Source organism: Sphingomonas phyllosphaerae FA2 (genome assembly GCF_000427645.1).
Taxonomy (GTDB): domain Bacteria; phylum Pseudomonadota; class Alphaproteobacteria; order Sphingomonadales; family Sphingomonadaceae; genus Sphingomonas; species Sphingomonas phyllosphaerae.
This window is the reverse complement of the sequence record NZ_KE386571.1, coordinates 3,443,180-3,454,904: the sequence shown is the minus strand read 5'-3', so window position 1 is coordinate 3,454,904 and position 11,725 is coordinate 3,443,180. Positions and strand designations below refer to the sequence as shown.

General features: G+C 68.7%; 11 protein-coding genes and 1 pseudogene. 4 read left to right on the top strand and 8 right to left on the bottom strand.

Annotated features, from left to right (window positions below):
- Window positions 1–42 precede the first annotated feature (42 nt).
- The 5 genes and pseudogenes from chrA to SPHPH_RS20890 form a co-directional block, all read right to left on the bottom strand.
- Window positions 43–1,473, bottom strand: coding sequence for a chromate efflux transporter (chrA, locus tag SPHPH_RS0116810; protein ID WP_051273079.1), 1,431 nt, complete (start codon window positions 1,471–1,473; stop codon window positions 43–45).
- 97 nt (window positions 1,474–1,570) lie between these two features.
- The gene (gene mutS / locus SPHPH_RS0116805; protein ID WP_028967740.1) at window positions 1,571–4,144 is read right to left on the bottom strand and encodes a DNA mismatch repair protein MutS; all 2,574 of its coding nucleotides are present in this window, start codon (window positions 4,142–4,144) and stop codon (window positions 1,571–1,573) included.
- Between the two features lie 34 nt (window positions 4,145–4,178).
- Entirely contained in the window at window positions 4,179–4,283 is a 105-nt protein-coding gene (locus SPHPH_RS21715; RefSeq protein WP_272944250.1) for a hypothetical protein, read from the bottom strand.
- Window positions 4,284–4,377: 94 nt separating this feature from the next.
- Window positions 4,378–4,452: pseudogene (locus SPHPH_RS21710) on the bottom strand (hypothetical protein); the annotation flags it as partial.
- Complete coding sequence (locus SPHPH_RS20890; RefSeq protein WP_156026078.1) at window positions 4,439–4,633, bottom strand: antitoxin; 195 nt, start codon at window positions 4,631–4,633, stop codon at window positions 4,439–4,441. The gene SPHPH_RS20890 and the pseudogene SPHPH_RS21710, both read right to left, overlap by 14 nt.
- 99 nt (window positions 4,634–4,732) lie before the next feature.
- Between SPHPH_RS20890 and SPHPH_RS0116795 the strand changes: the two genes are divergently transcribed.
- From SPHPH_RS0116795 to SPHPH_RS0116785, 3 genes are all read left to right on the top strand, one after another.
- Entirely contained in the window at window positions 4,733–5,209 is a 477-nt protein-coding gene (locus SPHPH_RS0116795; protein ID WP_028967739.1) for a methylated-DNA--[protein]-cysteine S-methyltransferase, read from the top strand.
- A gap of 43 nt (window positions 5,210–5,252) precedes the next feature.
- Entirely contained in the window at window positions 5,253–7,526 is a 2,274-nt protein-coding gene (locus SPHPH_RS0116790; RefSeq protein WP_028967738.1) for an NADP-dependent malic enzyme, read from the top strand.
- Window positions 7,527–7,610: 84 nt separating this feature from the next.
- Window positions 7,611–7,829: a hypothetical protein gene (locus SPHPH_RS0116785; RefSeq protein WP_028967737.1), complete on the top strand. Its 219-nt coding sequence runs from the start codon at window positions 7,611–7,613 to the stop codon at window positions 7,827–7,829.
- Window positions 7,830–7,970: 141 nt separating this feature from the next.
- Here SPHPH_RS0116785 and ruvC read toward each other — a convergent pair whose 3' ends face one another.
- The 3 genes from ruvC to SPHPH_RS0116770 form a co-directional block, all read right to left on the bottom strand.
- Window positions 7,971–8,477 carry a crossover junction endodeoxyribonuclease RuvC gene (gene ruvC, locus SPHPH_RS0116780; protein ID WP_028967736.1) on the bottom strand — a complete coding sequence of 169 codons (507 nt, stop codon included), beginning with the start codon at window positions 8,475–8,477 and terminating at the stop codon, window positions 7,971–7,973.
- 206 nt (window positions 8,478–8,683) lie between these two features.
- A complete protein-coding gene (locus tag SPHPH_RS0116775) occupies window positions 8,684–9,427 on the bottom strand; it encodes a YebC/PmpR family DNA-binding transcriptional regulator (RefSeq protein ID WP_028967735.1) in 744 nt (247 codons plus the stop codon).
- A gap of 29 nt (window positions 9,428–9,456) precedes the next feature.
- Window positions 9,457–9,999: a DUF1003 domain-containing protein gene (locus tag SPHPH_RS0116770; protein ID WP_028967734.1), complete on the bottom strand. Its 543-nt coding sequence runs from the start codon at window positions 9,997–9,999 to the stop codon at window positions 9,457–9,459.
- 98 nt (window positions 10,000–10,097) lie between these two features.
- On the opposite strand from SPHPH_RS0116770, the gene SPHPH_RS0116765 reads away from it, so the two are divergent.
- On the top strand, window positions 10,098–11,558 hold the full coding sequence (locus tag SPHPH_RS0116765) for an AAA family ATPase (protein WP_028967733.1): 1,461 nt from the start codon (window positions 10,098–10,100) through the stop codon (window positions 11,556–11,558).
- Window positions 11,559–11,725: the final 167 nt, after the last annotated feature.

Below are 11,725 nucleotides of genomic sequence, written 5' to 3'. Positions count from 1 at the left end.
CGGGTCGGGGTTAAAAGGTCGCCCCCTTCCGGCCGGATCGCGTCACCCGATCGCTCCCACCGCATGAAGCCCGGCGCCCGCCGCCGATGTGAGCAGCAGCGTCGTGATGACCCCGGCGCGCATCAGGAAGATTGCAGCGGCCGCGCCCAGCGACAGGAAGAGCGCCGCGGGGTCGATGCTGGTCAGCAGCGGCGCGTCGAACCGCGTCGGCCCCGCCGTCACCGTGATCGTCGTGCGGAACAGCGTGTGCAGCGCGAACCAGATCGCCAGATTGAGGACGACGCCGACCACTGCCGCCGTGATGGCCGACAGCGCGCTTGCCACCACGGCATTGCCGCGCAGGCGTTCGATGAACGGCGCGCCGAGGAAAATCCACAGGAAGCACGGCACGAACGTCACCCATGTCGCCAGCAGCCCGCCCAGCGTGCCCGCGAGCAGCGGTGACAGCGTACCGGGATCGCGAAAGGCACCCAGGAACCCGACGAATTGCAGGACCATGATCAGCGGACCCGGCGTCGTCTCCGCCATGCCCAAGCCATCGAGCATTTCCTTGGGGCGCAGCCAGCCATAGCTGTCGACTGCCTGCTGTGCGACATAGGCGAGCACGGCATAGGCACCGCCGAAGGTGACCATCGCCATCGTCGAGAAGAACGTCGCGATACGGCTGAACACGCTGTCCGGGCCTAGCGCGATCAGCAGCACCGCGACCGGGAGGAGCCACAGCGCCAGCCAGATAAGCGCGGTGCGTGCCGTCTCGCCCCGGCTGGGATGGGCGTGGGCGGGCAGTTCCTCACCGAGCAGCGTGTCGGCATCGGCGACGGTCGCGTGCTTCGACCCACCATGGCCGCCGCTACGGAACGCGCCGCTTCCTCGCCGCCCCGACCACCATCCGACGATTCCGGCGGCCAGCACGATCAGCGGGAACGGCACGCCGACGAAGAAGATCAGCAGGAACGCGGCGGCGGCAAGCCCGCGCGCGGCGCCGCTCGTTAGGGCGCGGCTGCCGATGCGGACGACCGCTTGGACGACGACGGCCAGCACCGCTGCCTTCAGGCCATAGAACAGCGCCGAGACGATACCCACACGACCGTAGAGGACGTAGATCCAGCTGAGCGCCATGATCGTGACGGCACCGGGAACGACGAACAGCACGCCGGCGACGATGCCGCCCTTCGTGCGATGCAGCAGCCATCCGATATAGGTCGCCAGCTGTTGCGCCTCTGGCCCGGGCAGCAACATGCAATAATTCAGCGCATGAAGGAATCGCTGCTCGCCAATCCAGCGCTTCTCGTCGACGAGAATGCGATGCATCACCGCGATCTGCCCCGCAGGTCCACCGAACGACAGCATGGCGATGCGCAACCACACCCAAAAGGCTTGCACGAGCGTGACAGGCGCAGGGCGCGGCGGCGCGCTTGTTCGACCGGCGCTGGCGTCGCTTCCGTCACGCACATCAGTCGACTCGATGGTCATGACGATGGTCCCCCATGCAGCGCGACCGGACGACGACGCCCTTACGACAGCGTCGAATCCGGTTCGCCGCTTGTCAACGGGCGGTGAGCCGCTCCCCTCACCCCTCCCGCGCCAGCGCCTTCAGCCGATACAGCGTCTCCAGCGCCTCGCGCGGCGTCAGCGCATCCACGTCCAGCGCCTCGACCTCCGCCCGGATCGCGTCGCATGTGTCCTCCTCGGCCTGCGCGGCGGCGGCGAACAGGGGCAAGTCGTCGAGCCCCGCCGCCAGCCCGCCGGTCTTCGCACGCCCCGCCTCCAGCTTCGCAAGCACTGCCTTGGCGCGCGACACCGTTGCGGGTGGCATCCCCGCCAGCCGCGCCACCGCCAGCCCGTAGCTGCGATCCGCCGGCCCGTCGGCGAGTTCGTGGAGCAGCACCAGCTCGCCCTTCCACTCGCGCGCGCGGACGTGGTGGAGCGACAGCGCGTCGCAGCGCTCCGCCAGTCGCGTCAGCTCGTGGTAATGCGTCGCGAACAGGCAGCGGCAGCGATTGTCCTCGTGGATCGCCTCGACCACCGCCCAGGCGATCGCGAGGCCATCATAGGTCGAGGTGCCGCGCCCGACCTCGTCGAGGATCACGAAGCTGCGCTCGGTCGCCTGTGCGAGGATCGCGGCGGTCTCGACCATCTCGACCATGAAGGTCGAGCGCCCGCGCGCGAGATTGTCCGATGCGCCGACGCGGCTGAACAAACGGTCGACCAGCCCGAGCCGCGCCGCCGCCGCGGGCACATAGGCCCCCGCCTGCGCCAGCACCGCGATCAATGCATTCTGGCGCAGGAAGGTCGACTTGCCGCCCATGTTCGGCCCAGTGACCAGCCACAGCCGCGACCGCTCGCCCAGAACGCAGTCGTTGGCGACGAACCGGTCGCCGCTCCTCGCCAGCGCCGCCTCGACCACCGGATGCCGCCCGCCGCTGACCTCGAAACAGGCGTGGTCGGCGAAGGCGGGACGCGACCAGCCGCCCTCGATCGCGCGCTCGGCCAGCGCGCCGGCGACGTCGAGCCGTGCCAGCGCATCGGCGGTCGCGGCGATCGCCAGCCGCCCGGCCAGCGCCTGTGCGGTAAGGTCCTCCAGATGCGCGGCCTCGGCGGCGAGCGCGTGCGCGCCGGCCTGCGTGACGCTCGCGGCGACCTCGTGCAGTTCGGGCGCGTTGAAGCGGACGACACCCGCCAGCGTCTGGCGATGCGTGAACCCGGAGTCCGCCGCCATCAGCGGATCGGCGGCGCGCGCCGGCACCTCGACATGATAGCCGAGCACGCCATTGTGGCGGATCTTGAGCGCGGCGATCCCGGTTTTGGCGCGGAACGTCGCCTCCAGCGCGGCGATCGCGCGCCGCCCGCCGCTGCCGGTGTCGCGCAGCGCGTCGAGCGCCGGGTCGTAGCCGGCCGCGATATAACCGCCGTCGCTCGCCTCGATCGGCGGCGACGGGACGAGCGCGCGCTTGAGCAGGTCGATCAGTTCGCCATGCCCGCGCAGCCGCGGCGCGAGCTGCGCGAGCAGCGCGGGGGTCTCGGCCAGTTTGCCGAGCCGGTCGCCGATCGCCCATGCGCCGTCGAGCCCGTCGCGCAACTGCCCGAGATCGCGCGGGCTCCCCCGCCCCGCCGCGAGCCGCCCCAGCGCGCGGCCGATGTCCGGCAATGCACGCAACGCCGCGCGGATACGGTCGCGCAACCCCGCATCGTCGTGGAACAGCCGCACCAGATCGAGACGCGCCTCGATCTCCGCGCGGTCCATCAGCGGCGCGCCGAGATCGGCGGCGAGCAGCCGCGCGCCCGCGCCGGTCACCGTCCGGTCGACCGCATCGAGCAGGCTGCCCTTGCGCTGCCCCTGCGCGGTGCAGGTGATCTCGAGGCTCTCGCGCGTCGCGGCATCGATCGCCATCGTGTCGCGTGCGGCGGCGAGCACCGGCGGGCGCAGGAACGGCAACTGCCCCTTGGCGGTATGGTCGAGATACGCGACCAGCCCGCCAGCCGCCGCCAGCCCGGCGCGCCCGAACTGCCCGAAGCCGTCGAGCGTCGCGACCGCGAACAGCCGCTTCAGCCGCTCCTCGGCGCGCGCGCTGTCGAACTCGGCGCGCGGGCGCAGCACCGTCGCGGGCGCGTCGCTGCCCTCCGCCGCAACGATCTCCGCCGCGCCGAGCCGCGCCAGCTCGGCCCCCAGCGACGCGCGATCACAGGCGATCACCTCGAACCGCCCGGTCGAGACGTCCGCCGCCGCCACCGCGACCTCGCTGCCGACCTCGCCGATCGCGACGCACCAATTGGCGGCGCGCGCGTCGAGCAACGTCTCCTCGGTCAGCGTTCCGGCGGTGACGACGCGGACGATCGCGCGGTTGACCAACGCCTTCGATCCGCGCGCCTTGCGTGCTGCCTCGGGGCTTTCGGTCTGCTCGGCAATCGCGACGCGGTGCCCGGCCTTGATGAGCCGTTGCAGATAGGCGGTCGCGGCATGGACCGGCACGCCGCACATCGGGATCTTCTCCCCGGCATGTTCGCCGCGCGACGTCAGCGCGATGTCGAGCACCTGCGCCGCGACGCGCGCGTCGTCGAAGAACAGTTCGAAGAAATCGCCCATTCGGTAGAAGAGCAGACAATCCTCGGACTCGACCTTGAGCGCGAGATATTGCGCCATCATCGGCGTCGGGGCGGGGCTGGTGGTCATGGAAAGGTCAGTCCGGGCGGCGGGCGCCGTGGCGGATGGAGATGATCGACACGATCTCGCCACCGGTTTCGTAGAGCAGGATATACGGCGGCACGGTGGTCAGCGCGCGCAAGCCGTCCTCGACAGGCCGACCACGCCGAGGAAAATTCCTTCAGGCTATCGCCGAGCGCGAACAGTCGTGTCGAAATCCGGGTCGCGGCGGCAGGGTCGAAACGTTCGATGTAGAAGACGATCTCGTCGATTTCGCGCAGCGCCTCGTCGGTCCAGTCAACTATCGCCATTGCGTGCGGCAAGCCATTCATGGAACGGCAGGCGACCGGGCTTTCCCCATGTCATCAGCCACTCCTTGACGACATCGTGCGAATGAACCCGGCCCGCGGCGACATCGGCCCGCGCCCGCGCGATCGACGCGGCCTCGGCTTCACGATCGCGCTGCTCAAAAATGCCGGGCTCGTGCTTCATGGCCACGATCATACCTGCGTGCCGGTCCGAAAACCACCCGCCACTTTGACCGCAAGCCGCGGGATGCGACGACGCGCGGAAGCCGATACAAGCACCGCCATGCTCCACCGCACCACCCTCGCCTCCCCGCTCGGCGCGCTGACGATGGTCGCCGACGACACCGCGCTCGTCGCAATCCTGTGGCCCGACGACAAACCGGGTCGCGTGCGGCTGGAGGCGACCGCCGAACGCCCCGACCATCCCGTACTCGCCGCCGCCGCGACGCAGCTCACCGAATATTTCGCCGGCACGCGCACGCGCTTCGACCTCCCGCTCGCTCCGCGCGGCACCGCGTTCCAGCGCGACGTGTGGCGCGCATTGGACGCCATTCCGTACGGCGAGACGCGCAGCTATGCCGACATCGCGCAGGCGATCGGCCGCCCCACCGCCACCCGCGCGGTCGGCGCGGCGAACGGGCGCAACCCGATCTCGATCGTCACGCCGTGCCACCGCGTGATCGGCCGTTCGGGCGCGCTGACCGGCTTCGCGGGCGGGCTGGCCGCGAAGCAACATCTGCTCGCGCTTGAGCAACGCTAGGAGATATTCCCAACCGCGCCCGCATTCCGTAAGGGCTGTCGCCATGACCGACGATCGCACCCAGGCCGACGAGCGCAACGTCCAGTTCGAGCGCGAAGCATTATTGTTTCACTCGGAGGGCCGCCCCGGCAAGATCGAGATCGTGCCGTCGAAGCCGATGGCGTCGCAGCGCGACCTCGCGCTCGCCTATTCGCCCGGCGTCGCGATCCCGGTGCAGGCGATCGCCGACGATCCCTCGACCGCCTATGACTATACCGCCAAGGGCAATCTGGTCGCCGTCATCTCGAACGGCACCGCGATCCTCGGCATGGGCAATCTCGGCGCGCTGGCCTCCAAGCCGGTGATGGAAGGCAAGGCGGTGCTGTTCAAGCGGTTCGCCGACGTCGATTCGATCGACATCGAACTGAAGACCGAGGACGTCGACCGGATCATCGACGCGGTCGAGCTGATGGAGCCGACCTTCGGCGGCATCAACCTTGAGGACATCAAGGCCCCCGAATGCTTCATCATCGAGCAGACGCTGCGCGAGCGGATGAACATCCCGGTCTTCCATGACGACCAGCACGGCACCGCGATCATCTGCGCCGCGGGCGTCATCAACGCCTGCCTCCTGACCGGCCGCCGGCTGTCCGAGATCAAGGTGGTCGTCAACGGCGCGGGCGCGGCGGCGATCGCCTGCACCGAACTCATCAAGGCGATGGGCGTCCGCCACGACAACGTGCTGATCTGCGACCGGACCGGCGTGATCTATCAGGGTCGCGACGACGTGAACCAGTGGCAGTCGGCGCATGCCGCCAACACCGATCGCCGCACGCTGACGGAGGCGCTGCGCGGCGCCGACGTGTTCCTCGGCCTGTCGGCGGCGGGCGCACTCAAGCCCGAGATGGTGGTCGACATGGCCCCCGCCCCGATCATCTTCGCGATGGCCAATCCGGAGCCGGAGATCCGCCCCGAACTCGCCAAGGCGGCACGTCCCGATGCGATCGTCGCCACTGGGCGGTCGGACTATCCGAACCAGGTCAACAACGTGATCTGCTTCCCGTTCATCTTCCGCGGCGCGCTCGACGTGCGCGCAACCGGGATCAACGACGCGATGAAGATCGCCGCCGCCAATGCGATCGCCGAGCTGGCGCGGCAGCGTGTGCCGGAAGAGGTCGCGATCGCCTATGGCGTCCAGCACAGCTTCGGCCCCGAGTACATCATCCCCTCGCCGTTCGATCCGCGGCTGATGGAGATCGTCCCCGCCGCCGTCGCCAAGGCGGCGATGGACTCGGGTGTTGCGACCAAGCCGATCCTCGACATGGCGGCTTATGCGGCGGCGCTGCGCGCGCGGCTCAACCCGACCACCTCGGTGCTCAGCCTCGCCTATGAAGGCGCGAAGGCCAATCCGAAGCGCGTGCTGTTCGCGGAAGGCGAAGAGGAAGTCGTGCTGCGCGCGGCGATCGCGTTCAAGGAAGGCGGCTATGGCACGCCGGTGCTGGTCGGGCGCGAAGACGTCTACGACAAGCTTCGCGCGCTCGGCATCGCCAACCCGGAAGAATATGAGCTGCACAACAGCCGCGTCTCGCCGCTGGTGCCCAAGATGGTCGACTTCCTCTACGCGCGCCTGCAACGCCGCGGCTTCCTGCGCCGCGAGGTCGAGCGGATGATCAACCAGGATCGCAACATCTTCGGCTCGGTGCTGCTCCAGCTGGGCGAGGCGGATGCGATGATCACCGGCGTGACGCGCCCGTTCGCGCAGTCGATGCGCGAGATCAAGCGCGTGATCGATCCCGCGCCCGGCCGCACCGCGTTCGGCATCCACGTGCTGGTCGGCCAGTCGCACACCGTCTTCATCGCCGACACCACCGTCAACGAACGCCCGACCGCCGAGGAACTCGCCGACATCGCCGAGCAGACCGCCGCGGTCGCGCGCCGGCTCGGTCAGGAACCGCGCGTCGCGTTCCTCAGCTATTCGACGTTCGGCAACCCGAACGGCCAGTGGCTCGACAACATCCGCGGCGCGGTAAAGGTGCTCGACGACCGCAAGGTGAGCTTCGAGTACGAGGGCGAAATGGCCCCGGACGTCGCGCTCAACCCGCGCCAGCTCAAGAACTTCCCGTTCGCGCGGCTGTCCGGCCCGGCGAATGTGCTGGTGATGCCGGGGCTGCAATCGGCGAACATTTCGGCGAAGCTGCTGCGCGAGCTGGGCGGCGACGACATGATCGGCCCGATGCTGGTCGGCATGGAAAAGCCGGTGCAGATCGCGCCGATGACGTCTACGGCTGGCGATCTGGTGACGCTGGCGGTGCTGGCCGCGGGGGGGATTGCGCGGTGAGGTGAAGGGGGGGGAGGGATTTGGCCCCATTGCGAACATCGGACTTGGCCTGTTACGAAATGAGAGGCTGACGCGGGGGACGCATTGAACAAGTTCGTTTCCGCAATCCTGATCGCTGCTGCATTCGCCTACACGCTCATAGTCGCCTTCATGGTCTTATTCACGATCGGCTTCGGGGATTTGGGCAAGGATTTGATCGGGCTTATAGTCTTCGGCCTGATCGCGCTCTCCCCTCTGGCGGTATGGCCTTACTGCCTGAGACGGGCTGCGGCGTGGCGTCGAGGTGAGCATCCGCCCTTCTGAACAGATTTTGCATCACGCCTGCTCTCCACCAAGATCCGTCATTCCCGCGCAGGCGGGAATCCAGAACCTCTGACGTTCGCCTCTATCGACAGACCTGCGCGTCTGGATTCCCGCCTGCGCGGGAATGACGATGGGGCGGGGTCAGGCCCCCGCCCGCGCCCGCCGCATCATCCCCTGCGCGCTCGCGACATGATGCGCGTGGCAGATCGCGACCGCCAGCGCGTCGGCGGCATCCGGTCCGGCCAGCTTCGCGCCGGGCAGCAGCACCGCCATCATCGCCTGGATCTGCCTTTTCTCCGCGCCGCCGGTGCCGACCACCGCCTTCTTGACCGTCGAGGGATGATATTCCCCGATCGTCAGCCCCGCGCCGCTCGCGGCGAGCAGCACGACCCCGCGCGCCTGCCCCAGCTTGAGCGTCGATTGCGCGTTGGTGTTGCCCAACACCTCCTCGACCGCCGCCTCGTCGGGCCGCTCGGCGCGGATCACGTCGATCAGCGCGGCGTAAAGGTTCGCGAGCCGGCGCGGCAGCGGCATCGACGGATCGGTGCGGATCTGCCCGTTGCCGACATGGCTCAGCCGGTTTCCCTCGGCGCGGATCACGCCCCAGCCGGTCGTGCCGAGTCCGGGATCAAGGCCGAGGATGATCATGGCCGGACAGCGCAGTTCAAGAAGAAGGTTTGTTCGCGCAGAGGCGCAGAAGCGCGGAGGTGTTGCGCCAAGGTCGAGCGGCGCCCGTCAGCGCACATGCTGCGCCGACGCAAGCGGGGATGAGCGCCGCTACGCGGCATGAGAAACCTCTCTGCGCCTCCGCCCCTCTGCGCGAACAAACCTTCTTCCTCTCACCCGCCAGAGCATCACCCCAGCTTCGCCATCACCTCGTCGGACACCTCGTAATTGCCCCACACCGTCTGGACGTCGTCGTCGTCGTCCAGCGCGTCGATCAGCTTGAACAAGGTCGCCGCATCCGCCTCGGTCACCTCGACCATCGTCTGCGGGCGCCACGCCAGCTTCGCGCCTTCGGCCTCGCCCAGCACCGGCTCCAGCGCCTTGGCGACCTCGTGGAGCGAGCCCTGCTCGGTCCAGATCTCATGACCTTCCTCGGTCGAGGTCACGTCCTCGGCCCCGGCCTCCAGCGCCGCCTCGAACACCTTTTCGGCGTCGCCCGCGCTCGCGGGATAGTTGATGAGCCCCATCCGGTCGAAGCCGTGGCTCACCGAACCGCTCGCGCCCAGATTGCCGCCGTTCTTCGACACCGCGGTCCGCACGTTGGTCGCGGTGCGGTTGCGGTTGTCGGACAGCGCCTCGATGATCAGGCTCACGCCGCCGGGACCGAAGCCCTCGTAGCGGATTTCCTCGTAATTCTCGGTATCGCCCTTGCTCGCCTTGTCGATCGCGCGCTGGATATTGTCCTTGGGCATCGACTGCGCCTTGGCGGCGTTGATCGCGGCGCGCAGCCGCGGGTTCATGTCGGGATCGGGCAGCCCCATCTTCGCTGCGACGGTGATTTCGCGGCTGAGCTTGGAGAACATGCCGGAGCGCTTCTTATCCTGCGCGCCCTTGCGGTGCATGATGTTCTTGAACTTGGAATGGCCTGCCATGGTCGCCTCTGACGGATAATCCCGTGCCTTTACGCGCGGCGGACGGCATTCGCCAACCCGTCTATCTTCGCCTCCAGCGCCGCCAGCCGCTCGATCACCAGCCCGTCGATCTTTTCGTGGAGCCGCAGGATCTCCAGCTCGGCGCGCAAATTGGTCTCGTAATCCAGCCCGGCGGCGAGCCGGTCCTTCGCCGCCTGCCGGTTCTGGCTCATCATGATGACGGGCGCCTGCACCGCGGCGAGCGTCGACAGCATCAGGTTGAGGAAGATGTACGGATAAGGGTCGAACTGCAGCCCGAAATATTTCAGCACGTCGGTGTTGAGCAGCATCCAGCCGACCAGCACCACCGTGAAGGCGATAATGAACCCCCACGACCCGCCGATCGCCGCGACCTTGTCGGCCAGCCGGTCGCCGAAACTGGCGCGCAGGTCGGCCTCGTCGGCGGCATCGCGGCTGACCAAGGTCCCGGCATCGATGCTGTCGAGGACGCGGCGTTCCTCGGCATCGAGCGAATGGCGCGGCTTGCCGATGATGCGCAGCGCGAGATCGGCGATCGGTGGACGGTGCGCCATGGACGATTCCCCTTCGTGACGCGCCCCCGTAGCCGCACGCCGCGGTCGCGCAAAGCGCTTGCCCAACCGGGGCATGATCGGCCAAACGGGGCGCGATCATGACCGTCAGCGTAGACATGGGCAGCGACGAGCGCGGCGCGCCCGTGACCATGGACCTCGAAGAACTGCTCGCCACCCGATTGCTCGTCCAGGGCAATTCCGGGTCCGGCAAGTCGCACCTGCTACGCCGGCTGCTCGAACGCAGCGCCGGGCAGGTACAACAGGTGGTGATCGACCCGGAGGGCGATTTCGTCACCTTGTCCGAACGCTACGGTCACGTCGTGATCGAGGGCGCGGATTATGCCGAGCGCGAACTGGCGCGAATCGCCGCCCGGCTTCGCGAACACCGCGCCAGCGTGGTGCTGAGTCTCGAAGGGCTGGAGGCGGAGGGGCAGATGCGCTGCGCCGCCGGCTTCCTGAATGCACTGTTCGATGCGCCGCGCGAACATTGGTATCCCGCGCTGGTGGTGGTCGACGAGGCGCAATTGTTCGCGCCGACCACCGGCGGCGAGGTCGCCGAGGAAGTCCGCCGCGCCTCGCTGTCGGCAATGACCAACCTGATGTGTCGCGGGCGCAAGCGCGGCCTCGCCGGGGTGATCGCGACGCAGCGGCTGGCGAAGCTCGCCAAGAACGTCGCCGCCGAGGCGAGCAACTTCCTGATGGGGCGCACCTTCCTCGACATCGACATGGCGCGCGCCGCCGACCTGCTCGGCATGGAGCGGCGACAGGCCGAATCGATCCGCGATCTGGCGCGCGGCACCTTCATGGCGCTGGGGCCGGCGGTGTCGCGACGCCCGATCACGGTGCGGATCGGCACGGTCGAGACGCAGGCGCGCAGCGGCAGCCCGAAGCTGGTTCCGCTGCCGCAGGCCGATTCGGTCGACCTGCAATCCCTGCTCGACGTCACGCCGGAGGCGGCGCCGACGCTGCCGATGACCTTCGATCCGCGCCCGCGCCGCGTGCCCGCAGACGAACTGCTCTCCGACATCGAGGCGCCCGCACCCGCCACCCCCGCCCCGTCGCTGCCCGACCGCAACGAGGAGGAGGTCGAGGCGGTCTATGCCGAGGTGCTGCGCGCGATCGTTACCGACGACGAAAGCAGCGGCCGGCCGGCGGCGGTGCTCTTTCAGGATTTTCAGGTGCGGTGCCGGATGGCCGGGATCGCCAAACCCGCGCTCGATCTCGCCGCGTTCAGCCGCCGCCTGTCATGCGCGCGCGCCGGCATCTTCGATCCGCATGCCGAGGAATGGGCGAGCGTGCTCGCACTGGCCGGCGGGTTGCCCGACGACATGCTCGGCGCGTTCCTGCTGGTCGCCAAGGCGGCGCGCGACGGTGCGCCCTGCCCGTCCGACATCGCGATCGCGAACACCTATGGCACCAGCTCGATCGGGCGGGTCAAGCGGCTGATCGGCTATATCGAGGGGCGCGACCTGTTCGTGACGCGCACCGACATGGGCGGCAAACGCTCGATCACGATCCCGCATCTGGGATGGACCACCGCGCCGGCCGAGGCGGCGTAGCGTCACGCCGGGCGCTGCCCGACAGCATACTTGCCGTCGCCCCGGACTTGATCCGGGGCCCCGCTGCTACAACGCTCGCCGCGAAGAAGCGGGATCCCGGATCAAGTCCGGGATGACGGAGGTGACATGACTCCACCCGTCATTGCGACCCCGGCGAAGGCCGGGGG